This window comes from Streptomyces sp. NPDC030840 (assembly GCF_055572015.1).
This window is the reverse complement of record NZ_JBVIEE010000013.1, coordinates 98517-124191: the sequence shown is the minus strand read 5'-3', so window position 1 is coordinate 124191 and position 25675 is coordinate 98517. Positions and strand designations below refer to the sequence as shown.

Below are 25675 nucleotides of genomic sequence, written 5' to 3'. Positions count from 1 at the left end.
CCACGGTCTCCTCAGGCGCGGGTCGCCCACACGTAGCGGTGCTCTGGGCGGCCCGCGTCGCCGTACTTGAGGGTCAGCGTGGCGCGTCCCGTACGCTCCAGGAGCTTCAGGTAGCGCTGGGCGGTCTGGCGGCTCAGACCGGTCTGCTCGGCGATCTCCTGGGCCGACAGCGGGCCGTCGGCGGACATCAGGGCGCGGCGTACGAGTTCCGTCGTCGTGGCGGAGTGGCCCTTGGGGAGGTCGGGTTCGCCGCCCGCCGAGAGGGCGCCGAAGATCCGGTCCACCTCGGCCTGTTCGGCCTCGCCGCCACCGTCAAGGGTGCGACGGAGCTCCGCGTAGGCTTCCAGCTTGGCGCGAAGGCCCGCGAACGCGAAGGGCTTGACCAGGTACTGCAGGGCGCCCTGTCGCATCGCCGCCTGGACGGTCGAGACGTCGCGGGCCGCCGTCACCATGATCACGTCGGCCTGGAGGCCGCGCCGCCGCATCTCCTGGACCACTTCGAGACCCGTCCGGTCCGGCAGATAGTGGTCCATGAGGACGAGGTCCAGCAGGGGCAGCGTCTCCAGTTGCCGCAGCGCTTCCGCCGCGCTGTGCGCCTCACCCGCGACATGGAAGCCGGGCACCTTCCCCACGTAGGCGGCGTTGACCTTCGCGACCCGGGGGTCGTCGTCCACGACAAGGACCTCGATCATCACGACTCCTCCTTGGTGGCCGCGGCGGCCTCGGGCTCCTGCAGGGCGTCCCGCTCCCTGATGCGGCCCGACGTTAGCGGGTCGCGGGAGTCGGACTCCCCGGAGGGCGGCACGGGTGAATCCGGGGGTGTCTGTCGCGCCGATGACCGACTCGCGGACTCAGGGCCCGCGGACGCCTGGGCCGTCGGTCCGGGAAGCGTCAGTCCCGGCTCGGCCAGCGCCTCCGGCAGGACGACGACGAACTCCGCGCCTCCGCCGTCCGCCTCGGTGACGCGGGCGCTGCCGCCCTGCCGTTCGGCGAGCCGGCGCACCAGGGAGAGACCGATGCCGCGCTTGCCGTGGGCGGGCGGCTTCTTGGTGGACCAGCCGTCCGCGAAGACCAGCTCCCGCTGTTCCGCCGGAACACCCGGTCCGGTGTCGCGCACCCTGAGGATCGCCGTGCGCCCCTCGGACCGCAGTTCGACCTCCACGCGCGCGTGGAGGGTGCCGGCGACGGCGTCGAGGGCGTTGTCGACCAGGTTCCCGACGATGGTGACCAGCCCCCTGGGGTCGATCAGTAGGTCGGGCAGCAGGGTCCGGTCCGACAGCGACAGGGCCACACCACGCTCGGCCGCGACCGTGGCCTTGCCGACGAGAACCGCGGCCAGCAGCGGGTCGTGGATCTTCTCGGTGACCTGCTCGGAGGTCGCCCTGTGGTCGCCGACCACCTCGCCGACGAAGTCCACGGCGTCGTCGTACATCTCCAGTTCGAGCAGCCCCAGAAGGGTGTGCATGCGGTTGGCGTGCTCGTGGTCCTGCGCGCGCAGGGCGTCGATCAGGCCGCGTGTGGAGTCGAGTTCGCGGCCGAGCTGCTCCAACTCGGTGCGGTCGCGCAGGGTGGCGACGGCGCCCCCGTCGTCGGTGGGCATGCGGTTGGCGACCAGCACGCGCTGGCCCTGGACGGTGAGCAGATCGGTGCCGGTCACACGGCCGGCCAGGACATCGGTCGTACGGCCCTCACCGAGTGCCTCGTCGAGGGAGCGGCCGACGGCCTCCTCACCGATGCCCAGCAGGCGCTGGGCCTCGTCGTTCAGCAGGCGGACGCGGCCGTTCCGGTCCAGTGCGACCACGCCCTCCCTGATGCCGTGCAGCATCGCCTCGCGCTCCGCGAGGAGCGAGGAGATGTCGGAGAAGGCCAGGTCCCGGGTCTGCCGCTGGACCCTCCGGGAGATCAGGTACGCGACCAGCGACCCGATGGCGAGGGCGGCACCGGCGTAGGCGAAGAGCCCCGGAATGGCGTGGACAAGACGCGCCCGCACGCTGTCGTACTCGATGCCGACCGACACCGCGCCGACGATCTTCCCGTCGGCGTCGCGCAGCGGCACCTTTCCGCGGGCCGAGCGGCCCAGCGTGCCGTCGTCGATCTGCATGACCTCGTGACCCGCGAGGGCCTGCCGCGGATCGGTGGAGACGACACCGCCGATCTGTTTCGGGTCCGTGTGGGACCAGCGGACGCCGTCCATGTTCATCACGACGACGTACTCGGCTCCGCTGGCCTTGCGGATCCGCTCCGCCTCCGCCTGCACGGGGCCGTCCACGGACGGCCTGGTCGACACCAGGTCCTTGGCGAGCTGGGGCTGAGCCGCCGTGGTCTGCGCGATGGCGAGGGCCCGGCGCATCGCCTGGTCGTCCAGCTGCTGGCTGAGCGGTGCGAGGAACAGCCCGGTCACGAGCACGGCGACGCCGGCGGCGATCGCCACCTGCATCAGCAGCACCTGGGAGAACACCCGCCGCGGCAGACCGAGGCGCAGGCGGCGTGCGGGGGGAGTGGGGCTCATACCCATGAAGGTACGGGGCGGGGTGAGCCGGGCCGAAGAGGTGTGGCGTGGATCTCCGCCAGGGTACGGAAGCGCCTGCGGAGCAGGATGGCCGCCGAGCTGGGCAGGATGGTCGCCGAGCCGGGCAGGATGGTCGCCGAGCCGGGCAGGATGGTCGCCGAGCTGGGCAGGATGGTCGCCGAGCCGGGCAGGATGGTCGCCGAGCCGGGCAGGACGGTCGCCGAGCTGGGCAGGGCGGCGCCCGTGAACCCCGTTCAGCTCGCCAGTGGCGTGGCCGAGAGTTCCTGGACGCAGACCACGTCCATCCGGGCGGGGGAGCCCAGGGGCGAGCCGCAGCTCTCGGGGCGGGGAGGCAGCGAGGCGCCCTGGGCCACGGTCACCCGCCACCGCCGGCCGTCGGTGTGGGCGACGGTCACCCACCAGCGCGGGACCGTACCCTCTGTGGCGACGACGGTGAGGGTGCCCGCCGCGTCCTCGCCCGTCGTGGTACGCACGGCCAGCTCGGCCGCCTGCCCCGGCCGGTCCCAGGCGGAGCTTCCGCGGCACCCCTCGGTGACGACGCGGCCTTCCCGCACGCCCTGGAGGACCTCCTTGACGTGGTGGGCCTCGGCTCGGCCGTACGCGTATCCGGAGGGCAGGACCAGGAGTGTGGGTGAGAAGCGGTGACCGCCCAGGTGGGTGACCTCCCAGACGCCCTCCACTCCGGAGGCGGCCAGTTCGGCGGCGAGTGGCCGGCCGAGGAGGGCGCAGCAGCGGTCGCGCTTGCCGTTGGTGCAGACGAGCGCCAGCGGGTCCCCTGTGTGGGGTCGTCCTCCCAGGACGGCGTCGAAGGTGTGATGGTCCCCCATGCCGAGCGCGGAGAAATCGAGGTCGAGCAGTTGTTCCGGAGCGGTGGTCGTGGTGCTGTGCAGCCACATGTTTCCGGGAACGGTGTGGGCCGCGTACACATGGCGCTCGCGGACATCGTGGCTGTCCGCGTGCCGGCCGGGGCGGCGGATGAGCGCCACGCGCACCCCGGTGCCCTCCACGGCGGCTTCGAGGGCGCGGCCGACGGCCGGATCCAGGTGGCTCGAAGTGAGCGCTCTGGCACCCCAGGGGCCCGGCTGTTCCAGCAACAGCCAGGTCCTCGCGGTGGCCGAGGTCCCCGCGAGGGGCTCGTCGAAGTGCCGCGACGCGGTCGTGCACGTACTCACAGAGGTGAGCCTAACCTGACTTGAGCCCCAGCGACTTCCGGACGGTCCAAGCGGGGCGTGAAAGGGGCGCATTCGGGGTGCGCGCAGGGCGCGCGGCACTCATGCAGAGCGGTTGACCGGGACCCCCGGGAGCGCCCGATCTCATTCCGGCAGTGGCCGGGGCGGCCGCTCGCCCACGTACTGCCCGCTCGGACGCATACGGAGTGGGCGTTCCCCGTACTCCTCCAGGGCGTGCGCGATCCAGCCCGCCGTCCGGGCGACGGCGAAGACCGTCTCGCCCGCCCACGCGGGCATACCGCAGGCGACCGTGAGGACGGCGAGAGCCAGGTCCACATTGGCGTGCAGCGGTGTGTGGCGGGCCGCGGTGGCCTCGATGTCGCGGGCCGCCGCCAGCGCCGGAGCAGCCGCGGGCACGTCCTCCAGGAGCGTGAACAGGGTGCGCGCGCGTGGGTCCTCGCCGGGGTAGAGGCGGTGGCCCAGGCCGGGTACGCGGCGTCCTGCGCGCAGTTCGTCGGCGATCGCGGGGACAGCGGTGCCCCGGTCCAGCACGTCGAGCAGCAGCCGGTGGGCGAGCTCGCTGGCCGCTCCGTGCAGCGGGCCTTCGAGGACGCCGAGGCCCGCGGACACAGCGGCGTAGGCATGCGCCCGGGCGGACGCGGCGACGCGCACCGCGAGCGTCGAGGCCGCCAGGTCGTGGTCCACCAGCAGGCCGAGCGCGGTGTCCAGTACGCGCAGTGACGCCTCGTCGGCCCCGCGGCCGGTGAGCCGCGCCCAGAGGCGATGGGCCAGCGGGCCCGAGTCGCGGTGGGTGCGCAGGACCGGGGGAAGGGCGGCGACGAGGGTCGGGATCAGGGCGCGCGCGGTACCGAGGACAGCCTCCTCGGAGAGGTCGAACCTAAGGGGGTCCAGGGTCGCCGCGGCGACCGCCACGACTCTAAGCCGGTCGACGGGGCCACTGTGCTCCGGCAGGGCGGCGACGGCCCGGCGGGCAGCGGTGACCGGCTCCTCGGGGGCGGTGAACGCGGCACCCGGCCGCAGCTCGCCGGTCCACAGCCACTCGGCGACCTCTTCGTACGAGTGACGCGTGGCGAGCTCGGTCGCGTCGACGCCGCGGTAGTAGTAGCGATCCTTGTCGATGAAGGTGAGGCGGGTGCGGACGGACAGGTCACCGGCGCCACCGAGAGCGGGACTCCCGCCCGCGTCACGCCTGTTGCGCCGGGCGAGGGCCGCCACCTCGCCGGCGTCGAAGGTGCTGCCGCGTCCGCCGGGGTTCCGTCGGCTGCTGAGCTGGCCGCGACTCACGTACGCGTACACGGTCTCGGGCTTCACGCCGAGCAGCTCGGCGGTCTCCTTGGTGCTGAGCCGCCGGCCTTCGCCGCCCTGGCCCGCCCTCGGGCCTGCTGGATCCGACGCTTGTTGATCCCTCATGGACGCCACCGTATCCGTAGGGCTGAACATTGATGCAATCAATATTGACAGACATTGAGTCAAGCATGGACAGTCGAATCAAGTTCAAGGAGGAAGCATGCCGATCAACAGGGCCACGGCCACCCCCGTCGACGTGCCGCGGGGACTCGCGGGCGTCGTCGTCACCGACACCGCGCTGGGTGACGTCAGGGGGCTGGAAGGCTTCTACCACTACCGCCAGTACTCGGCCGTCGAGCTCGCGCAGACCCGCAGCTTCGAGGACGTCTGGCACCTGATGGTGCACGGCGAACTGCCGGACGCCTCCCGGAGCGCCGCGTTCGCCGAACAGGTCGGGCCCCTGCGCCGGCTTCCCGGCGACGTCCTGGCCGCACTGCCGGCGGTGGCGGCGGCCGGAGCCCGCTCAGGGCCTCTGTCCGGCCTGCGCACGGCGTTGTCGCTGCTCGGCGCGTCGAAAGGTTTCCAGCCGGTGTACGACATCGACGCGGACCGGCGGCGCACGGACGCCCTGGCGGCGTCGGCGGCCGTACCGACCCTCCTCGCGGCGCTGTACCGACTGGGGCAGGGGCTCGAACCGGTGGAGCCCCGCGAGGATCTGCCGTACGCCGCGAACTACCTGTACATGCTGACGGGATCGGAACCGGATCCGGCACGGGCCAGGGCGGTCGAGCAGTATCTGATCTCAACCATTGATCACGGATTCAATGCGTCAACGTTCACGGCACGGGTGATCGCGTCGACGGGTGCCGATCTGGCGGCGTGCCTGGTGGGAGCCATCGGGGCGCTCTCGGGCCCGCTCCACGGCGGGGCTCCCAGCCGTGCGTTGGACACGCTCGACGCCATCGGAACTCCCGACCGCATCGATCCCTGGATCCGCGAACGCGTCCTGTCCGGTGACCGCATCATGGGCTTCGGCCACCCCGTCTACCGCACCGAGGACCCTCGCTCACGCATGCTCCGCGAGATCGCCCAGAAGTTCGGCGGTCCGCGGGTCGACTTCGCCGTCGAGGTCGAACGCCAGGTCGAGGCGATCCTCGCGGAGCTGAAGCCGGGACGCGAACTGCACACGAACGTGGAGTTCTACGCGGGTGTGGTCATGGAGCTGTGCGGCCTGCCCCGGGAGATGTTCACCCCCACCTTCGCCGCGGCGCGGGTGGTCGGCTGGAGCGCCAATGTCCTGGAGCAGGCACAGGACACGAAGATCATTCGTCCGGCCGCCCGGTATGTCGGGCCGGTACCCCCGGTGGCGGTACCGGTGGCGGTCTGAGACACGCGTGAGGCCCGGCGTCGTTCTGGCGCCGGGCCCGGGAGGCGTCGGGCGAGCAGACGTGGCAGGTGGTGCGTTGCTCGGTGGGTGCGCCCCGGCATCGCTCATCGATGGCGTGCGGCCGGGGATTCGTCAAGGAACGAGTCATGGGTGGACTCGCTGCCCGCGGGGTGGGCTCAAGCGTCGGGGATGTCCGCCTTCGCACGGACGAGTGTCTCGCGGCTGACGATCACGATGCGCTCGTAATCGGCACGAGCGGCGTCGGCCGGAAGCTCACGCTCCAGCGTTTCGGTGGCGTCGGTGCCGATGACGGCGAAGTTGCCGTCACTCAGTTCGAACACATCTGGGCAGGTCGCTCCAGAGCCACTGCCACGGGCACTCGGAGGCACACCGATCCGGCGCACGATCTTCAAGGTGGTACCGGTCCTTAACGATGGGAAGGGTTGGTCGCGGCAACTCTAGTGGGGCCACTGCGCCCTGTGTGGCCCGACCGCCTAAAGATCACTCGCGCGTGTGGGGGCGGTTTCGCGTGGGCCTCGGGTCAGTCCACCGGCGGGTTGCCCACCACCCACCACTCCTCCGTGTCCGCCTCGTCCATGTCCCTGAGCAGACCGTCGACCATGCGCCCGATCCTGGCCTCGTCCGAGGAGTCCTTGAGCGATGCCCGCTGGTGTTTCGACGCCTCCCAGTACTCGGTCATGAGCGGACTGCGGAACAGCTCACGCAGATGCCCGTACAGCTCCTGCTGGTCGAGGATTCCGGACCGGTAGAGGTGGTAGAGGCTGCTGTACCAGGCGTTCGCGTACAGGAACTGACGCCGTTTGGCCGCGGGAATGCTCTGGTCGTAGGTGTCGATCACGGCGGCGAGTGAGGGATCGTCTATCGCCTTCGCCAGCAGCTCCCAGTGCATGCGCTGCTGGTGCGCCAGCGCGCGGCGGCGTTGCGCGAGTTCCGCGACCTCCAGTTGCCTGACCTGGAGCCGCGTCAGTTCCAGCCGTCGTCGGTGTGCGGCGATCACCAGGGTGGTCGCGGCCACACACAGCCCCGCAGCGGCGGAACTCACTTTTCGCAGCCGTGTCTTGCGAGCGGCCATGTCAACCCCCCGGTTTCGGGCGACCAACCGCCGGTCGTCGAGGTGAGTCGATGGGAACGGACCGGCGGGTGGTGGGTGCGCTTGCCGTCTCCCAGTGTCACCGAGCGGCTCTGATCGGCTGGGAGGCGGAGAGGAGGCGCACGGAGGGAAGTGCGGGTCGCGCATACCGGCGCCATGCCCAACGTGTGCCCCGCGAGCGCCGCGAACAATCGTTCACCTCGCGGGGATTCGGCGCGCTCGTATCCTGGGTCGGCATTCACATGACCGGCCGGGAGCCGATCGGCGCCGACGAGAACCGGAGCACGGCCGTTCTCGGGAGCAGACCGGTGGTGAGCCGGCGTACGCAGAGGTGGGAGAAAGGGCGCGCGTTGAGCCAGTCGAGCCGGGCCGGCCAGTCGGGCACGTCGTCGAGTTCGGATCCGGGGCAGATCCCGGGGGCGGATCAGTCACAGAGTCCGGCGCCGGACCCGTCACAGAACCCAGTGCGGGACCGGTCACAGAGTCCCGTGGCGGACCCGTCTCAGAATCCGGTGCCGGACCCGGCACAGTGTCCCGCGGCGGACCCGTCTCAGAATCCGGTGCCGGACCCGGCACAGTGTCCCGTGGCGGACCCGTCACAGAATCCGGTGCCGGACCCGGCACAGTGTCCCGCGGCGGACCGGTCACAGGATCCGGAGCCGAGCCGGTCACAGATCCCGGTCGTCGTCCTCGCCGGGTTCCTGGGCTCGGGCAAGACGACGTTGCTCAATCACCTGCTCCACCGCAGCGGGGGCAGCCGTATCGGGGCCATCGTCAACGACTTCGGTGCCATCGAGATCGACGCGATGGCCGTGGCCGGGGCGCTCGGCGACTCCACGGTCTCCCTCGGCAACGGCTGCCTGTGCTGCGCCGTCGACGCCAGCGAGCTCGACCTGTATCTGGAGCGGCTGGCCAGGCCCTCCGCGGGCATCGACGTCATCGTCATCGAGGCCAGCGGGCTCGCCGAGCCCCAGGAACTCGTGCGCATGGTCCTCGCCAGTGACAATCCCCGGGTCGTGTACGGCGGGCTCGTCGAGGTCGTCGACGCCGCCGAGTTCGACGCGACCCGCGAGAAGCACCCCGAGATCGACCGGCACCTCTCGCTCGCCGACCTCGTCGTCGTCAACAAACTCGACCGGGCGGCCGACGGCGACCGGGAACGGGTGCTGGAACGCGTGCGTTCCCTCAGCGACGGTGCCGCCGTCCTGCCCGCCACGTACGGCCGCGTCGACCCGGAGTTCCTCTTCGACTGCAGGCCGAACGAGGAGCGGATCGGGCAGCTGTCCTTCGACGACCTCTTCCGTCAGGAGGAGGACGAGGGAGAAGAGGCAACCCGGGGACACGGTGACCACGGGCACGGTGGTGACGGGCAAGGCGGTCACCAGGGTCACCTGCACACCGCCTACGAGTCCCTCTCCTTCACCTCCGAAGTGCCCTTGGGGCCAGGCCGGTTGATGGAGTTCCTCGACGGGCGGCCCGAAGGGCTCTACCGCATCAAGGGGTACGTCGACTTCGGCTCGCACGACCGGCGGAACCGCTATGGCGTGCACGCCGTAGGACGGTTCCTGCGGTTCTACCCCGAGCCCTGGACACCCGGCGACCCCCGACTCACCCAGCTCGTCCTCATCGGGTCCGGCATCGACACCACAGCGCTCGGCAAGGAGCTCCGGGCGTGCGAGGAGGACGCCCCGCACACCGACGAGCACAGCATGTGGGGCGTCCTCCGCTACGTACAGGACCCCGATGCGCAGGAGCCCGACGGGGCCGACGGGGCCTAGACCGGGCCCGCGACGACCGCCACCGTCTTCTGCAGGGACACCCCCGAACCGTCGCGTCGCGGGTCGGGCTCGGGCAGCTCGGCCGGCGTGCCGTTCTTCTGGGCGGCCCGGGCCGGGCTCGCCCCCGCCCAGGCCAGGGACAGGCAGTCCTCACCCTTCAGGAACCGCTGGCAGCGCACACCGCCCGTGGCGCGGCCCTTGCGCGGGTACTGGTCGAAGGGGGTGACCTTGGCGGTCGTCTGGACCGAGTCGTCCAGGGTGCCGCGCGAGCCCGCCACGGTGAAGACGATCGCGTCCGACGCCGGGTCCACCGCCGTGAACGAGATGACCTTCGCGCCCTCGGCGAGCTTGATGCCGGCCACGCCACCCGCCGGACGGCCCTGCGGGCGGACCTGTGAGGCCTGGTAGCGCAGCAGCTGGGCGTCGTCCGTGATGAAGACCAGGTCCTCCTCGCCCGTGCGCAGCTCGACGGCGCCGACGATCCGGTCGCCCTCTCTGAGCGTGATGACCTCCAACTCCTCCTTGTTGGACGGGTAGTCGGGGACCACACGCTTGACGACGCCCTGCTCGGTACCGAGCGCGAGACCCGGCGAGGACTCGTCGAGCGTCGTCAGGCAGACCAGCGTCTCGTCGTCCTCCAGGGAGAGGAACTCCGACAGCGGTGCGCCGCCGGAAAGGTTCGGCGCCGTCGTCGTCTCCGGGAGCTGGGGCAGGTCGATGACGTTCAGCCGCAGCAGACGGCCCGACGACGTCACGGCGCCCACCTCGCCCCGGGCCGTCGCCGGGACGGCGGAGACGATCACGTCGTGCTTGACCCGCTTGCCGTCCTCCTCCCGCGCGAACGGCTCGCCGTTCGCCGTGCGTGCCAGCAGGCCCGTCGAGGAGAGCAGGACGCGGCACGGCGCGTCCTCCACCTGGAGCGGGACCACGGGGGCAGGGGCCCCGGAGGCCTCCAGGAGCACCGTGCGACGGGGAGTGCCGAACTTCTTGGCCACCGCGGCCAGTTCGCCCGACACCAGCTTGCGCAGCTCCGCGTCCGACTCCAGGATGCGGGTGAGCTCCTCGATCTCCGCGTTCAGCCTGTCCCGCTCCGACTCCAGCTCGATGCGGTCGAACTTGGTGAGGCGGCGCAGGGGCGTGTCCAGGATGTACTGCGTCTGGACCTCGCTCAGCGAGAACCGCTCCATCAGGCGCTGCTTCGCCTCCGCCGAGTTCTCGCTGGAGCGGATCAGGCGGATCACCTCGTCGATGTCCACCAGCGCCGTGAGCAGGCCCTCGACCAGGTGCAGCCGGTCGCGCTTCTTGCCGCGGCGGAACTCGGAGCGCCGCCGTACGACGGTGAAGCGGTGGTCGAGGTAGACCTCCAGGAGCTCCTTCAGACCCAGCGTGAGCGGCTGGCCGTCGACCAGTGCCACGTTGTTGATGCCGAAGCTCTCCTCCATCGGCGTCAGCTTGTAGAGCTGCTCCAGGACCGCCTCCGGCACGAAGCCGTTCTTGATCTCGATGACCAGGCGCAGCCCGTGCTGGCGGTCGGTGAGGTCCTTGACGTCGGCGATGCCCTGCAGCTTCTTCGAGCCGACCAGGTCCTTGATCTTGGCGATCACCTTCTCCGGGCCGACCGTGAAGGGCAGCTCGGTGACGACCAGGCCCTTGCGGCGAGCCGTCACGTTCTCCACGGAGACCGTGGCGCGGATCCTGAACGTGCCGCGGCCCGTCTCGTACGCGTCCCTGATCCCGGAGAGACCGACGATCTTGCCGCCCGTGGGGAGGTCGGGGCCGGGCACGTGCTTCATCAACGTGTCCAGGTCGGCGTTCGGGTGGCGGATCAGGTGGCGGGCGGCCGCGATCACCTCGCCCAGGTTGTGCGGCGGCATGTTCGTGGCCATGCCGACGGCGATACCCGACGCGCCGTTCACCAGCAGGTTCGGGAACGCGGCGGGCAGCGCGACCGGCTCCTGCTCCTGGCCGTCGTAGTTCGGGGCGAAGTCCACCGTGTTCTCGTCGATGGACTCGGTCATCAGGCTGGTGGCGTCGGCCATACGGCACTCCGTGTACCGCATGGCGGCCGGCGGGTCGTCGTTGCCCAGCGAGCCGAAGTTGCCGTGGCCGTCGACCAGTGGCACGCGCATGGAGAAGGACTGGGCCAGGCGCACCAGGGCGTCGTAGATCGACGCGTCGCCGTGCGGGTGCAACTTACCCATGACCTCGCCGACGACGCGGGCGCACTTCACATAGCCGCGGTCGGGGCGCAGGCCCATCTCGTTCATCTGGTAGACGATCCGGCGGTGCACCGGCTTCAGACCGTCGCGGGCGTCCGGCAGGGCTCGGGAGTAGATGACCGAGTACGCGTACTCCAGGAAGGAGCCCTGCATCTCGTCCACGACGTCGATGTCGAGGATCCTCTCCTCGTACGAGTCGTCGGGCGGCGGGGTCTTGGTGCTGCGGCGGGCCATCGCTGCTGCGGCTCCTTCACAGTCTTGCCGGGGCATGAACGGGTTCTGACGCGGTCCATTGTGGCCCGACCCACTGACAACCCGGACCACGCCCCTTCCCCGGGGCTTTCCCCCGCCCTCTCCACACGGTGCCGGGGTGCCCCGGGCGCGCACGTCGGAGTGGGGGTGACGTGAGGGAGAGAAGGTGCGCCGACACATCGGGAAGGCGGCGCCAGACGCTCACGCACGACGTCACGGGCGCTCACGCACGACGTCACAGGTGCCCACGCACGGCCTCACAGGCGCTCGCGTCAACATGGCGCCGTACTCGCTCCCCCCGGCCCGGACCCAGGCGTGGAGCCGCACCCCGCGCCGGGCGGACTGCGGCGGCGGGCCCGCGCCCGCGTACGGGAAGCGCGGGAAGCAGGCCGTGGGCGAAGGCCCGAAGGCCGCGGATACGGGCTCGTCACGGGGGACAGCGGTCCGGAGCCGCGCTCGCCCCCGGGAGGCCGGCCTGCCCGGAGGACACGTGCCCCTGGGCGCGAGGCCGTCTTCCCGCTGGTCCCGGCTGCGGCAGCGGCGGGCACGGGCGCGGGTCCGCCCGGCGTGCGGTGGTCCGGGAGCCGTCCCCGCAGGGGACGCGCGACGGCCCCGAGTGCGCGCTCCTCGCCGGGGCGCGGCTGCCTCGCGCGCCCCCTGCCCCCGGCGTGCGCGCCTCCCCCTCTTCCGTCGGGGAGTCTCGCTGTGAGCGTAGGGGAACCGGGAACTTCGCCAGCCGTCCGCACGCTTGCATACAGTGGCAGGACCGGCAGGACACACGCGGTTTTCCATGACAGCTTCCACGACAGATTCCGCGATCGAAGGGACGTACATGCCCATGGGTCACACGGCCACAGCCGAGGCAGGCTCCGGGGGCCTGACAGCGACCGAGCACCGCCTGGCCAACGGCCTGCGCGTGGTGCTTTCCGAGGACCACCTGACCCCGGTCGCGGCGGTGTGCCTCTGGTACGACGTCGGCTCCCGCCACGAGGTCAAGGGCCGCACCGGCCTCGCCCACCTCTTCGAGCACCTGATGTTCCAGGGCTCGGCCCAGGTCAAGGGCAACGGCCACTTCGAGAAGGTCCAGGGCGCGGGCGGCTCGCTGAACGGGACGACGAGCTTCGAGCGCACCAACTACTTCGAGACCATGCCCGCCCACGAGCTGGAGCTCGCCCTCTGGCTCGAGGCGGACCGCATGGGCTCGCTGCTGGTGGCCCTGGACGACGAGTCCATGGAGAACCAGCGGGACGTCGTCAAGAACGAGCGCCGCCAGCGCTACGACAACGTGCCCTACGGCACCGCCTTCGAGAAGCTGACCGCCCTCGCCTACCCGGACGGCCACCCCTACCACCACACCCCGATCGGGTCGATGGCCGACCTGGACGCGGCGACGCTGGAGGACGCGCGCGCGTTCTTCCGCACCTACTACGCGCCCAACAACGCGGTGCTCTCCGTGGTCGGTGACATCGACCCGGAGCAGACGCTCGCCTGGGTCGAGAAGTACTTCGGGTCCATCCCCGGGCATGACGGGAAGCCCGCCCCGCGTGACGGCTCCCTGCCGGACATCATCGGCGAGCAGCTGCGCGAGGTCGTGGAGGAGGAGGTCCCCGCGCGCGCGTTGATGGCCGCCTACCGGCTCCCGGAGGACGGCACGCGCGCGTGCGACGCGGCCGACCTCGCGCTCACCGTCCTCGGCGGCGGCGAGTCGTCCCGCCTCTACAACCGCCTCGTGCGACGCGACCGTACGGCGGTCGCCGCGGGCTTCGGCCTGCTGCGGCTGGCCGGGGCGCCCTCCCTCGGCTGGCTCGACGTGAAGACCTCCGGCGACGTCGAGGTCCCGGTCATCGAGGCCGCCGTCGACGAGGAACTCGCCCGGTTCGCCGCCGAGGGTCCCACGGCCGAGGAAATGGAGCGCGCCCAGGCCCAGTTGGAGCGCGAGTGGCTGGACCGGCTCGGCACGGTCGCGGGCCGCGCCGACGAACTGTGCCGGTACGCCGTCCTGTTCGGTGACCCGCAGCTCGCCCTGACCGCCGTCCAGCGCGTGCTCGACGTGACCGCGGAGGAGGTCCAGGCGGTCGCCCAGGCCCGGCTGCGGCCCGACAACCGCGCGGTGCTCGTGTACGAGCCGATCACCGTTGAGAGCGGGGACGCCGAGACCGCCGCAGAGACCGCCGAAGCCGCGGTGACCGACGAGAACGAGGAGTCGGCCAAGTGACCGAGCTCGCGACCATGGACTTCCACCCGCAGCCCCGGTCCGGCGAGGCCAGGCCCTGGGCGTTCCCGGCCCCCGAGCGCGGCACGCTCGACAACGGACTGACCGTGCTGCGCTGCCACCGCCCCGGCCAGCAGGTCGTCGCCGTCGAGGTGCTCCTCGACGCGCCCCTGGAGGCCGAGCCCGCGGGCCTCGACGGTGTCGCCACGATCATGGCCCGTGCCTTCTCCGAGGGCACCGACAAGCACTCCGCCGAGGAGTTCGCCGCCGAGCTGGAGCGCTGCGGCGCCACCCTCGACTCGCACGCCGACCACCCCGGCGTACGGCTCAGCCTCGAAGTCCCCGCCTCGCGGCTCCCCAAGGCGCTCGGCCTGCTCGCCGACGCCCTGAGGGCCCCGGCGTTCGACGACAGCGAGGTCGAGCGGCTGGTCCGCAACCGGCTCGACGAGATCCCGCACGAGACCGCCAACCCGGCCCGCCGTGCCGCGAAGGAGCTCTCCAAGGAGCTGTTCCCGGCGGCCTCGCGCATGTCACGCCCGCGCCAGGGCACCGAGGAGACGGTCGAGGGCATCGACTCGGCGGCCGTGCGCGCCTTCTACGAGAAGCACGTCCGCCCCGCCACGGCCACCGCGGTCGTCGTCGGCGACCTCACCGGCGTCGACCTGGACGCGCTGCTCGGTGACACCCTGGGCGCCTGGACCGGCTCGTCCGCCGAGCCGCGCCCCGTGCCCGCGGTGACCGCGGACGACACCGGCCGCGTCGTCATCGTGGACCGTCCCGGCGCGGTCCAGACGCAGTTGCTCATCGGCCGCGTCGGCGCCGACCGGCACGACCGCGTGTGGCCGGCCCAGGTGCTCGGCACGTACTGCCTGGGCGGCACCCTCACCTCCCGCCTGGACCGCGTCCTGCGCGAGGAGAAGGGCTACACCTACGGTGTGCGGGCGTTCGGCCAGGTGCTGCGCTCCGCACCGGACGGCTCGGGCGCCGCGATGCTCGCCATCAGCGGCTCCGTCGACACGCCGAACACGGGACCGGCTCTGGGCGACCTGTGGACCGTGCTGCGCACGCTCGCCGCCGAGGGCCTCACCGACGACGAGCGCGACGTCGCCGTGCAGAACCTCGTCGGGGTCGCGCCCCTCAAGTACGAGACGGCCGCCGCCGTCGCGAGCACCCTCGCCGACCAGGTCGAGCAGCACCTGCCGGACGACTACCAGGCGACGCTGTACCGGCAGCTCGCCGCGACTGGCACCGTGGAAGCCACCGCGGCCGTGGTGAACGCCTTCCCGGTGGACCGTCTGGTGACCGTCCTCGTCGGTGACGCGGCGCAGATCGAGGAGCCCGTCAGGGCCCTCGGAATCGGCGAAGTCTCCGTCGTACGCGCCGAGTAGAGCGCCCGCACGGACCGGCCACGAGCCGGCTCGCGGACCGGCCGCGGACCGACCAGGAGCCGGCTCGCGGACCGGCCACTGGCCGAGTGGAGCCCGCCCGCATCCGGGGGCCCGGTGACTCAGGAGTCACGTGGGTCCCCGGATGTCCGTATTGCGGGGGAGGTTGCGTGTCTGCCCTGTGGCATGCGCTACAAATCCCGTGATCCGTTTGTTATTTCAAAGACGGCCCACTTAGCGTCGGTCCGGCTGTTCGTCAGCAGTACGCCGCACCCGCGGCACCGGACAGCCATCGCCGAGTCCCCGTACGGCGCGAGCCAGGGGAGCCGGGGACCCAACCGCAGTCCCTGGGGTGAATCGGACGCCCTGCACCTGGTGAAGGGGGCCCGTAGGAGACCTTCCTTGCTCCGAACCCGTCAGCTAACCCGGTAGGCGAGAGGGAAGGAAAGGACCAGCCACTTCATGGCGTACACCTGCGCCACCGGGAAGCACCGTCGTCCCAGCCGGATGAAGCGCGTGACCACCAAGGCCGTCGGCGCCGCCGCGCTCACCACCACCGGCGTCATCGGCGCCCTGTCAGCCCCCGCGTTCGCCGCGGACACCAACTCCGTCGAACAGACCGGCTTCACCCAGGCCGTCGCGATCGGCGACACCGTGGCCGAGCAGATCGACGCCCAGGCCGCCGCCCAGCAGCAGGCCGCGGAGGAGGCCGCCGCGCAGAAGAGGGCCGAGGCGCTCGCGAAGCAGCGCGCGGAGGAAGCGGCGAAGAAGGAGCGCGAGGCCAAGGAGCGCGCCGCCCGCGAGGCCGAGCGCAAGCGCCTCAACACCTACGTCGCCCCGGTCAGCGGCTCGTACATCTCGACCGGCTACAAGTCCGGCGGTGCGGTCTGGTCCTCCGGCAGCCACACCGGCATCGACTTCCACGCCTCCTCCGGTACCGCCGTCCACGCGGTCGGCTCCGGCACCGTCGTCGAGGCGGGCTGGGGCGGTGCCTACGGGAACAACATCGTCATCAAGATGAACGACGGAACGTACACGCAGTACGGCCACCTGTCGTCCATCGGCGTCTCCGTCGGCCAGACGGTCACCCCCGGCCAGCAGATCGGCCTCTCAGGGGCCACCGGCAACGTCACGGGCCCGCACCTGCACTTCGAGGCCCGCACGACGCCCGAGTACGGCTCGGACATCGACCCCGTCGCGTATCTGCGCTCGCACGGCGTGAACGTCTGACCCACGGCGACGGCACGCAAGCCCCAGGAGGCCCCGGCTCGCCGAGCCGGGGCTTTCGTCGTTCTGACATACCTCAGGCGTGCATACCGCCGGCGTGCATACCTCTGCCGTACGCGCCTCTGCCGTACGCGCCTCTGTCGTTGTGACGAACGTCCTGTCCGTGTTGTCCAAAAAATATCCCTGGATTCCGGCCCGGCATCGGAAATTCCGGCGGACTGCAATAGAGTCGCTTGAACACACGTCAATCAACGGCGTTTCACGGGGATTAAGGCGGAGGTCGGGTCATGCGTATTCCGGCACACTCGGTATGCACGGCGATCCGTGATGACATCGTCGCGGGTGTCTACGAGCGCGGCGGCCGGCTCACCGAGGAACTCCTTGCCCGCCGGTACGGCGTCAGCCGCGTCCCCGTCCGTGAGGCGCTGCGCACCCTGGAGGCCGAGGGCTTCGTGGTCACCCGCCGGCACGCGGGCGCGTGCGTCGCGGAGCCCACCGAACAGGAGGCCGCCGACCTGCTGGAGATGCGCATGCTGCTGGAGCCGCTGGGCGCCGCGCGCGCCGCCCAGCGCCGTACCGAGGCCCATCTGAAGGTGCTGCGCGGCCTGGTCAGGCTGGGCCAGGAGCGGGCCAGGCGGGGCAGCACCGACGACCTGCGCTCGCTCGGTGGCTGGTTCCACGAGACGCTCGCCCAGGCCTCCGGCAGCCCCGCGCTGACCTCGACGCTGGCCCAGCTGCGCCACAAGATCGCCTGGATGTACGCGGTGGAGGCGCCCGCCAACCCCGTCGAGTCCTGGGCCGAACACGGCGGCATCGTGGACGCCGTCGCGCGCGGCGACAGCGAGCGGGCCCGGGCGATCACGGCCCTGCACACCGAACGCGCGACCGCCGCGCACCGCCTGCGATTTCCCGGCCAGGCCGACCGCGCGGAGCGTGTGAGGACTTCGCAACATCCCGTAAACATCACGAGCCTGCGGCATTAACACGAGGGCCGTATACAAAGAAGGTCGAATTCGCGGGGGATTATTTCTGCTGCCCGTGAAGAGGAAATGCGAAGGGCCCGTCCGGTAATTCGGACGAGCCCTTCGAAGTGTGCGCGGGCGACCTTCCGGTCCTTTTACCGCGTCACTCAGACGATCTCGGGAAGTTCCTCGAGTCCTTCGGCGACCAGCTTCGCCAGCCGGTCGAGCGCGGCGTCCGCGCCCTCGGCGTCGGAGGCGAGCACGATCTCCTCGCCGCCCTGGGCGCCCAGGCCCAGCACCGCCAGCATGGAGGCCGCGTTGACGGGGTTGCCGTCGGCCTTGGCGATCGTCACGGGGATGCCGGAGGCCGTGGCGGCCCGGACGAAGATGGAGGCGGGGCGGGCGTGGAGGCCCTCGGCCCAGCCGACGTTGACGCGGCGCTCAGCCATGTGTTGCTGCCCTTCAGGTGTGTCTCGGTATGTTGTGAGTCTCCACTGGTCTAGACCGGTTGTCTAGACCAATGTCCCGCAAACTTGAAGCGGGTCCGGAATCGGGCCCACGGCCTGACCTCGATCCGGTTCTCGCGTACCCCAGAGTGCCCCGCGCCGTTGCCGTGCGCGAGAGTTCCCGCGCCGCTTTCGTCCGCGAGACCGCCCCGCGCCGTTGTCGTACGCGAGCCGTACTCTGGGGCCCATGCAGACCTCGTCGGACCGGCACGAGTACCCCGCCCACTGGGAGGCCGACGTGGTGCTGCGCGACGGCGGCACCGCACGCATCAGGCCCATCACCGTTGATGACGCCGAGCGCCTGGTCAGCTTCTACGAGCAGGTCTCCGACGAGTCGAAGTACTACCGCTTCTTCGCGCCGTACCCTCGCCTGTCCGCCAAGGACGTCCACCGCTTCACGCACCACGACTTTGTGGACCGGGTGGGACTCGCGGCCACGGTCGGCGGCGAGTTCATCGCCACCGTACGCTACGACCGGATCGATGCCGACGGCATGCCCGCCTCCTCCCCGGCCGACGAGGCCGAGGTCGCGTTCCTCGTGCAGGACGCCCACCAGGGGCGCGGCGTCGCGTCCGCCCTCCTCGAACACATCGCGGCGGTCGCCCGGGAGCGGGACATCCGCCGCTTCGCCGCCGAGGTGCTCCCCGCCAACACCAAGATGATCAAGGTGTTCACCGACGCCGGGTACCAGCAGCAGCGCAGCTTCGAGGACGGCGTGGTCCGCCTGGAGTTCGACCTGGAGCCCACCGACCGCTCCCTCGCCGTCCAGCGCGCGCGGGAGCAGCGCGCCGAGGCCCGGTCCGTGCGACGGCTGCTCACGCCCGGCTCGGTCGCCGTCATCGGAGCGGGGCGCACCCCCGGCGGCGTGGGCCGCAGCGTGCTCGCCAACCTCCGGGACGCGGGCTTCACCGGCAGCCTGTACGCCGTGAACAGGGCCCTTCAGGAGAAGGAGCTCGACGGCGTCCCGGCCTACCGCTCCATCAGCGAGATCGCCGAGCCCGTCGACCTCGCGGTCGTCGCCGTACCGGCCGAGCACGTCCCCGAGGTCGTCGCCGAGTGCGGCGGGCACGGCGTGCAGGGCCTCGTGGTCGTCTCCGCCGGATACGCCGAGAGCGGCCCCGCGGGGCGCGAGCGCCAGCGCGAACTGGTGCGCCAGGCCCGGACGTACGGCATGCGCATCATCGGGCCCAACGCCTTCGGGATCATCAACACCGCACCGGACATCCGGCTCAACGCCTCCCTCGCCCCCGAGATGCCGCGCCCCGGGAGGATCGGCCTGTTCGCCCAGTCCGGCGCCATCGGGATCGCCCTGCTGTCCCGGCTGCACCGGCGCGGGGGAGGGGTCACCGGCGTCACGGGCGTGTCCACCTTCGTGTCCTCGGGCAACCGCGCGGACGTCTCCGGCAACGACGTGCTCCAGTACTGGTACGACGACCCGGACACCGACGTCGCCCTCATGTACCTCGAATCCATCGGCAACCCGCGCAAGTTCACCCGCCTCGCGCGCCGCACGGCCGCGGTCAAGCCGCTGGTCGTGGTCCAGGGCGCGCGCCACGGCGGAGCGGCCCCCCAGGGGCACGCCGTACGGGCCACGCGGCTGCCCCACGCCACCGTGTCCGACCTGCTGCGACAGGCCGGTGTGATCCGCGTGGACACGATCACCGAGCTCGTCGACACGGGCCTGCTGCTGGCCCGCCAGCCCCTGCCCACCGGCCCGCGCGTGGCGATCCTCGGGAACTCGGAGTCGCTGGGACTGCTCACGTACGACGCCTGCCTCGCCGAGGGGCTCAGTCCCCTGCCCCCGCTGGACCTCACGACCGGCGCCTCGGCGGAGGACTTCCACGCGGCCCTGGCCAGGGCACTGGCGGACGACACCTGCGATGCCGTGGTCGTCACGGCCATACCGGCGGTGGGGGAGACGCAGGCCGCCGACGAGGCACTCGCCGAGGCGCTCCGCTCGGCGGCGGCGGATGCCCCGGCCAAGCCGGTCCTCGTGGTCCACGTCGAACTGGGCGGTCTCGCGGACGCCCTCTCCCGGGCCACCAGCACGGCACCCCACGCCGTCCCGCCCCCCGGCGAGCGGCCGGCACGCGCGCGCGTGGAGGACGTCCGGCCCCCGGAGGACGCCCATCTCATCCCCGCCTACCCCGCCGCCGAGCGCGCCGTCCGGGCCCTCGCCGAAGCCGTGCGGTACGCCCAGTGGCGCCGCGACGCCGCGGACCCCGGGAAGGTGCCCGAGTACGAGGACATCGACGAGAAGGGCGCCGCCGGGCAGATCGACACGCTCCTCGCGCGCGGGGAGGGGCTCACACTCGGCACCGACCAGACGTGCGAGCTCCTCGCCCGGTACGGCATCGCGGTGCGCGAGGCCCGGCCCGCGCCCACGCCCGACGAGGCCGTGGCGGCGGCGCGCGCCATCGGCTACCCCGTGGCCCTCAAGGCCACCGCCCCGCACCTGCGCCACCGGGCCGACCTGGGCGGCGTACGGCTCGACCTGACGGACGAGGAACAACTGCGCAGGGCCTACGCCGAATTGACCGGCCTCTTCGGCAAGCCCGAGGAGCTGCGGCCCGTCGTGCAGGGCATGGCCCCGCGCGGCGTCGACACGGTCGTACGGGCCGTCATCGACCCGGCGGCCGGAGCGGTGGTCTCCTTCGGGCTGGCCGGGGCCGCGTCGCAGCTGCTCGGTGACACGGCGCACCGGCTGATTCCGGTCACCGACCGGGACGCGGCCTCACTGGTCCGGTCGGTCCGGACGGCACCGCTCCTCTTCGGCTGGCGGGGCTCCGCACCGGTCGACGTCGGCGCCCTCGAAGAGCTCCTCGTGCGCGTGTCCCGGCTCGTCGACGACCATCCGGAGGTCGTCGCGGTCTCCCTGGAGCCGGTCGTCGTCGCCCCGCGCGGCCTGAGCGTCCTCGGCGCCACCGTACGGCTCGCGCGTCCTCCCGCCCGCGACGACCTCGGTCCGCGGACGCTGCCGGTGTACTGATCGGTCGCCGCCGGTGTACTGGCCGGTCGCTCCTGGTGGACTGATCCGTCGCTCCCGGTGCACAGATCCGTCCACCGCAGTCACGGCAGAGCGGTCCCTCGCAGTCAGTGCTCCCCCGTAGGATGGACTTCATGGCCAAGACCAGTACGACGACCCAGGGGCTGCGCGCGGCGATCGAGCGCAGCGGCTACTACCCGGCCCTCGTGGCGGAGGCGGTGGAGGCCGCTGTCGGCGGCGACGCCATCCGGTCGTACCTGGTCCATCAGGAGACGACGTTCGACGCCAACGAGGTGCGCCGGCACGTGACCGTGCTCGTCCTCACCGGCAACCGCTTCATCGTGAGTCACACCGACGAGCAGGCCGCGGACAGCACCTCCCCGACGCCGTACGCCACGACGTCGACGGAGTCCGTGAAGCTCGGCCGGATCTCGTCGGTCGTCGTCAGCCGGGTGGTCGCCAACCCGGAGTCGTACGCGCCGGGCACCCTGCCCCGCGAGGTCGTCCTGACCATCGGCTGGGGCGCCGTCTCCCGCATCGACCTGGAGCCCGCGGCCTGCGGCGACCCCAACTGCGAAGCGGACCACGGCTACACGGGCAACTCGACGGCGGACGACCTCAGCCTGCGCGTCAGCGAGGCCGGGGACGGCCCGGAGACGGTGCGCCAGGCCCTCGCCTTCGCGCAGTCCCTCTCCGAGGCGACCGCGGACACCGCCCGCTGATGTCCCACGCGTTCCCGCCCGCCGCCCCCGACTCCGGGCGCTCGGTACCGGCCCCGTCCGCTCCTCACTGGGACCAGCCGGAAGCCCTCGCCGTGAGTTCGGCGCCCGTCCCCGAGTACGGCACCGGCTCGCTGGCCGACCTCCTGCCGACCCTCGCGGCCGGCATGGAGGTCCCCGGCACGACCGCCGCCATAACGGAACTGACCGCGGCCGACCGGAACTGCGTCTTCCTGATCGACGGGCTGGGCTGGCAGCAGCTCAAGGAGCACCCCGACGAGGCGCCCTTCATGACCTCGCTGCTCGGTTCGTCGCGAGGCGGCACCGGCCGTGCGATCACCGCGGGCTACCCGGCGACCACCGCGACGTCCCTCGCGTCCGTCGGCACGGGCCTGCCCCCGGGCGCGCACGGACTGCCCGGCTACACGGTCCGCAACCCGGAGACCGACGAGCTGATGAACCAGCTCCGCTGGCTCCCCTGGACCGCCCCGCGGCAGTGGCAGCCGTACCCCACGATCTTCCAGCTGGCCGCCGAGGCCGGCGTGCACACCGCCCAGGTCACGGCACCGGCCTTCGAAACCACTCCGCTGACCCAGGTCGCGCTGAGCGGCGGAACGTTCCACGGACGGCTCTCCGGTGAGGAGCGCATGGACCTGGCGGCCGAGCAGCTCGCCGCGGGTGACCGTTCGCTGGTGTACACCTACTACTCCGAGGTCGACGGCAACGGCCACCGCTACGGCATCGACTCGGACGCCTGGCGCGGGCAGTTGATGTACGTGGACCGGCTGGTCCAGCGCCTGGCGGAGCAACTCCCGCCGCGTACCGCCCTGTACGTCACCGCGGACCACGGCATGATCGACATCCCGTTCGACGAGCAGCACCGCATCGACTTCGACGAGGACTGGGAACTGCGCGCCGGGGTCGCCCTGTTGGGCGGCGAGGGCCGCGCCCGCCACGTGTACGCGGTGCCGGGTGCCCAGTCGGACGTCCTGACCTGCTGGCGCGAGGTGCTGGGCGAGCAGTTCTGGGTGGCGTCCCGCGACGAGGCCGTCGCCGCGGGCTGGTTCGGGCCCACCGTGGACGAGCGGGTGTACCCCCGCATCGGTGACGTCGTGGCGGCGGCCCGCGACGACGTCCTGATCATCGCGTCCGAGCGGGAACCGAAGGAGTCCGCGATGGTCGGCAACCACGGTTCGATGACGCCCGTGGAACAACTGGTCCCGCTCCTGGAAGTACGCACCTGAAGCCCGCCCCGCACGCACCCGCGGGCGTGCCCGGCGCCCGCCCCCGCACCGAACCCTTCTGAAAGGTCCTCAACCCCCCATGCCCGAGCTGGTGTTCTTCTCCGGAACGATGGACTGCGGGAAGTCGACGCTGGCCCTCCAGATCGAGCACAACCGCTCGGCGCGCGGGCTCCAGGGCATGATCTTCACCAGGGACGACCGCGCCGGCGAGGGAAAACTGTCGTCGCGACTCGGCCTGGTCACGGACGCCGTCGAGGTGGCGGACGGCCAGGACCTGTACGCCCACCTCGTCGACCATCTCTCCCGTGGCCGCCGTGCCGACTACGTGATCGCGGACGAGGCCCAGTTCCTCGCGCCCGAGCAGATAGACCAGCTGGCACGGGTGGTGGACGACCTGGACATCGACGTGTACGCCTTCGGCATCACCACGGACTTCCGCTCCAAGCTCTTCCCCGGCTCGCAACGCCTCGTGGAGCTCGCCGACCGGGTGGAGGTCCTCCAGGTCGAGGCCCTGTGCTGGTGCGGCGCCCGCGCCACCCACAACGCCCGCACCATAGGCGGCCACATGGTCGTCGAGGGCGCCCAGGTCGTCGTCGGCGACGTCAACCAGCCGGACATCGGCTACGAGGTCCTCTGCCGCCGCCACCACCGCCGCCGCATGACGGCGGCGACGGCGCGGGCGGCCGCGCTGTCGCCGGACGTGCTGCCCGTCACTCAGGCCTGACCGTTCACCTGGCCCCGTTCAGGAGGCGAAGCCGTTCGGCCCTGTGCCTCCGCCGGCCGGCGCTCGAAAGCCGTCCGCGGCGCGCTCAGCGGCGCGTCACCGGCGCTTCAGCCGATGCGAGCCCCCGTGCCGCCGACCTGGACGCGCGGGTCCCCCGCGCGCAGCGTCACCGTGAGCTCACCGGGGCGGCCCAGGTCCTCGCCCTGGTGCAGGGTGAGGACAGCCTCCTCGGGGACCAGGCCGAGCTCACGGGCGTACGCACCGAACGCGGCGGCAGCCGCGCCGGTCGCGGGGTCCTCGACGACGCCGCCGACGGGGAACGGGTCACGGACGTGGAAGACGGTGGCCGACTCCCGCCACACCAACTGGACCGTGGTCAGGTCCAGACGGTGCATCAGGGCTTCGAGGCGCGCGAAGTCGTACGCGAGGTCCGCGAGGCGGGCGCGGGTCGCCGCCGCGAGGACGAGGTGGCGTGCGCCGGCGAACGCGACGCGGGGCGGGAAGGCGGGATCGAGATCGGTGGCCGGCCAGTCGAGCGCGGCGAGCGCCTCCGCGAGGTCGGCGCCGGCGATCTCCCCGACGTGCGGCTCGACGCTGGTGAGGGTGGCCCTGACGGTCCCGCCCTCCTCGGTCACCTCCACCGGCACGGTGCCGGCGCGCGTCGCGAACACCAGTTCCCCGGGACCGATCCGCTCGGCGAGCGCGACGGCGGTCGCGACGGTGGCATGCCCGCAGAACGGCACCTCGGCCTTGGGGCTGAAGTAGCGGATGCCGTACGCCCGCCCCTCCTGGCCGCCGAGGTCTTCCGGGGGCGCGGTCAGGAACGCCGACTCCGAGTATCCGAGGTCGGCGGCGATGGCCAGCATGTCGGCGTCGTCCAGTCCGGTGGCGTCCAGGACGACCCCGGCCGGGTTCCCGCCGTCGGGGTCACTGGAGAAGGCGGTGTAGCGCAGCACCTCGGGCCGCGGCGCGTTCGTCGTCATGCCCGCGCCAACACGGGGCGGGCTACGGCTATTCCGCCGACGAGTTCGGACAGAGCCGACGGTGACGATGGCGGCTTACGAGGGTGAGCACGCGCAACGTCCGACAGTACCGGGCTCTGGCCCGCCGGAACCGCCGCGACCGCCGAAAGGGTTCTTCAGCGGCTCGTGTGGACCAGCGAGAACACCGCGCCCTCCGGATCCACGACCGTGGCCACACGGCCGTGAGGTGTGTCCCGGGCGGGTCTCAGGAGGTGCCCCCCGAGGTCGGTGACGCGGACGACCGCCTCGTCGGTGTCGGCGACCTCGAAGGAGGTCAGCCAGTGGGGCCCCCGGTCGCGGGGGAGCGCCCTGCCGACGCCGTGGATGCCGGCGACCGGCCGGCCCTCGACCCGCAGGGTCACGTAGTCGACGTCGGCGGAGTCGAGCGGCTCGGTCTCGTAGCCGAAGACGCTCTCGTAGAACTTGGCGACGCCGGCCGTGTCGCGGGTGAAGAGTTCGTTCCAGGCAGGCGTTCCGGGGACTCCCGTGAGAGCGGTGCCGAGGTGGACGGCGGCCTGCCAGATCCCGAAGACGGCGCCCGAGGGGTCCGAGGCGATGGCCAGGCGGCCCGCGTCGTCGGCGTCCAGAGGGCCCACGCCGACCGTGCCGCCGCAGTGCCGCACCCTCTCGGCGGTCGAGTCCACGTCGGTCGAGGCGAGGTAGGGCGTCCACGCGACGGGCAGATGGCGGTCGGGCGGCAGTTGGCCGATCCCCGCCACGTCGTGTCCGTCGAGCAGCGCCCTTACGTACGGGCCCAGTTGCCGCGGGCCGGGCCGGAACTCCCAGCCGAACAGCGCCCCGTAGAACTCCTGGGTGGCGGCCGGTCCGTGCGCCATCAGACTCACCCAGCATGGTGTGCCGGGCGGGTACGCCTCACCGCTCAGGCCGGCCGGACCCCGTGCCTCGGTCATCACTCACTCTCTCCTCGGCCCCT

At 71.9% G+C, this 25675-nt stretch carries 21 protein-coding genes and 1 riboswitch; of the genes, 10 read left to right on the top strand and 11 right to left on the bottom strand.

Features of this window, described 5'->3' with window-relative positions:
• Positions 1–11: 11 nt before the first annotated feature.
• The 4 genes from ACZ49J_RS26740 to ACZ49J_RS26725 all read right to left on the bottom strand — a co-directional run bounded on the left by ACZ49J_RS26740 (position 12) and on the right by ACZ49J_RS26725 (position 5130).
• Complete coding sequence (locus tag ACZ49J_RS26740) at positions 12–692, bottom strand: response regulator (protein ID WP_467451942.1); 681 nt, start codon at positions 690–692, stop codon at positions 12–14.
• The gene (locus ACZ49J_RS26735; RefSeq protein WP_467451941.1) at positions 692–2509 is read right to left on the bottom strand and encodes an ATP-binding protein; all 1818 of its coding nucleotides are present in this window, start codon (positions 2507–2509) and stop codon (positions 692–694) included. Before ACZ49J_RS26735 ends, ACZ49J_RS26740 begins: the two co-directional genes overlap by 1 nt.
• Positions 2510–2763: 254 nt before the next feature.
• Positions 2764–3702 (bottom strand): sucrase ferredoxin, encoded by a 939-nt coding sequence (locus ACZ49J_RS26730; RefSeq protein WP_467451940.1) that lies wholly within the window; start codon positions 3700–3702, stop codon positions 2764–2766.
• A 141-nt stretch (positions 3703–3843) separates the two neighbouring features.
• A complete protein-coding gene (locus ACZ49J_RS26725; protein ID WP_467451939.1) occupies positions 3844–5130 on the bottom strand; it encodes a citrate/2-methylcitrate synthase in 1287 nt (428 codons plus the stop codon).
• Between the two features lie 97 nt (positions 5131–5227).
• Here ACZ49J_RS26725 and ACZ49J_RS26720 point away from each other — a divergent pair, with 97 nt between their 5' ends.
• Complete coding sequence (locus ACZ49J_RS26720) at positions 5228–6394, top strand: citrate synthase/methylcitrate synthase (protein ID WP_467451938.1); 1167 nt, start codon at positions 5228–5230, stop codon at positions 6392–6394.
• A 176-nt stretch (positions 6395–6570) separates the two neighbouring features.
• Here the strand turns inward: ACZ49J_RS26720 and ACZ49J_RS26715 are convergent, their stop codons facing one another.
• The 3 genes from ACZ49J_RS26715 to ACZ49J_RS26705 all read right to left on the bottom strand — a co-directional run bounded on the left by ACZ49J_RS26715 (position 6571) and on the right by ACZ49J_RS26705 (position 7890).
• Positions 6571–6807: a hypothetical protein gene (locus ACZ49J_RS26715; RefSeq protein ID WP_467451937.1), complete on the bottom strand. Its 237-nt coding sequence runs from the start codon at positions 6805–6807 to the stop codon at positions 6571–6573.
• A 128-nt stretch (positions 6808–6935) separates the two neighbouring features.
• Positions 6936–7487: a DUF6082 family protein gene (locus tag ACZ49J_RS26710; RefSeq protein WP_467451936.1), complete on the bottom strand. Its 552-nt coding sequence runs from the start codon at positions 7485–7487 to the stop codon at positions 6936–6938.
• A gap of 256 nt (positions 7488–7743) precedes the next feature.
• On the bottom strand, positions 7744–7890 hold the full coding sequence (locus tag ACZ49J_RS26705) for a hypothetical protein (RefSeq protein WP_467451935.1): 147 nt from the start codon (positions 7888–7890) through the stop codon (positions 7744–7746).
• Positions 7891–8113: 223 nt separating this feature from the next.
• On the opposite strand from ACZ49J_RS26705, the gene ACZ49J_RS26700 reads away from it, so the two are divergent.
• On the top strand, positions 8114–9283 hold the full coding sequence (locus ACZ49J_RS26700; RefSeq protein WP_467451934.1) for a CobW family GTP-binding protein: 1170 nt from the start codon (positions 8114–8116) through the stop codon (positions 9281–9283).
• Here the strand turns inward: ACZ49J_RS26700 and ACZ49J_RS26695 are convergent.
• On the bottom strand, positions 9280–11736 hold the full coding sequence (locus ACZ49J_RS26695; RefSeq protein WP_467451933.1) for a DNA gyrase/topoisomerase IV subunit A: 2457 nt from the start codon (positions 11734–11736) through the stop codon (positions 9280–9282). The two genes, ACZ49J_RS26700 and ACZ49J_RS26695, sit on opposite strands and share 4 nt — an antisense overlap.
• 850 nt (positions 11737–12586) lie before the next feature.
• Here ACZ49J_RS26695 and ACZ49J_RS26690 point away from each other — a divergent pair.
• From ACZ49J_RS26690 to ACZ49J_RS26675, 4 genes are all read left to right on the top strand, one after another.
• Entirely contained in the window at positions 12587–13969 is a 1383-nt protein-coding gene (locus tag ACZ49J_RS26690) for a M16 family metallopeptidase (RefSeq protein WP_467451932.1), read from the top strand.
• Positions 13966–15354, top strand: a complete 1389-nt coding sequence (locus ACZ49J_RS26685) for a M16 family metallopeptidase (protein ID WP_467451931.1) — start codon at positions 13966–13968, stop codon at positions 15352–15354. The genes ACZ49J_RS26690 and ACZ49J_RS26685 overlap by 4 nt, the downstream gene beginning before the upstream one ends.
• Positions 15355–15634: 280 nt before the next feature.
• Positions 15635–15801: riboswitch (cyclic di-AMP (ydaO/yuaA leader) on the top strand.
• A 12-nt stretch (positions 15802–15813) separates the two neighbouring features.
• Positions 15814–16581 carry a M23 family metallopeptidase gene (locus ACZ49J_RS26680; protein ID WP_467451930.1) on the top strand — a complete coding sequence of 256 codons (768 nt, stop codon included), beginning with the start codon at positions 15814–15816 and terminating at the stop codon, positions 16579–16581.
• A gap of 284 nt (positions 16582–16865) precedes the next feature.
• Positions 16866–17561: a GntR family transcriptional regulator gene (locus ACZ49J_RS26675; RefSeq protein ID WP_467451929.1), complete on the top strand. Its 696-nt coding sequence runs from the start codon at positions 16866–16868 to the stop codon at positions 17559–17561.
• A gap of 146 nt (positions 17562–17707) precedes the next feature.
• Here the strand turns inward: ACZ49J_RS26675 and ACZ49J_RS26670 are convergent, their stop codons facing one another.
• Complete coding sequence (locus ACZ49J_RS26670) at positions 17708–17989, bottom strand: HPr family phosphocarrier protein (RefSeq protein ID WP_467451928.1); 282 nt, start codon at positions 17987–17989, stop codon at positions 17708–17710.
• Between the two features lie 244 nt (positions 17990–18233).
• On the opposite strand from ACZ49J_RS26670, the gene ACZ49J_RS26665 reads away from it, so the two are divergent.
• From ACZ49J_RS26665 to ACZ49J_RS26650, 4 genes are all read left to right on the top strand, one after another.
• Entirely contained in the window at positions 18234–21035 is a 2802-nt protein-coding gene (locus tag ACZ49J_RS26665) for a bifunctional acetate--CoA ligase family protein/GNAT family N-acetyltransferase (protein ID WP_467451927.1), read from the top strand.
• A 131-nt stretch (positions 21036–21166) separates the two neighbouring features.
• On the top strand, positions 21167–21754 hold the full coding sequence (locus tag ACZ49J_RS26660; protein WP_467451926.1) for a DUF5998 family protein: 588 nt from the start codon (positions 21167–21169) through the stop codon (positions 21752–21754).
• Complete coding sequence (locus ACZ49J_RS26655; protein WP_467451925.1) at positions 21754–22995, top strand: alkaline phosphatase family protein; 1242 nt, start codon at positions 21754–21756, stop codon at positions 22993–22995. The genes ACZ49J_RS26660 and ACZ49J_RS26655 overlap by 1 nt, the downstream gene beginning before the upstream one ends.
• Before the next feature lie 79 nt (positions 22996–23074).
• Complete coding sequence (locus ACZ49J_RS26650) at positions 23075–23719, top strand: thymidine kinase (protein WP_467451924.1); 645 nt, start codon at positions 23075–23077, stop codon at positions 23717–23719.
• A gap of 107 nt (positions 23720–23826) precedes the next feature.
• On the opposite strand, the gene ACZ49J_RS26645 is transcribed toward ACZ49J_RS26650, so the two are convergent.
• Together ACZ49J_RS26645 and ACZ49J_RS26640 are read right to left on the bottom strand one after the other, a co-directional pair.
• A complete protein-coding gene (locus ACZ49J_RS26645) occupies positions 23827–24702 on the bottom strand; it encodes a PhzF family phenazine biosynthesis isomerase (protein ID WP_467451923.1) in 876 nt (291 codons plus the stop codon).
• A gap of 155 nt (positions 24703–24857) precedes the next feature.
• Positions 24858–25652: a VOC family protein gene (locus tag ACZ49J_RS26640; RefSeq protein WP_467451922.1), complete on the bottom strand. Its 795-nt coding sequence runs from the start codon at positions 25650–25652 to the stop codon at positions 24858–24860.
• Positions 25653–25675 lie beyond the last annotated feature (23 nt).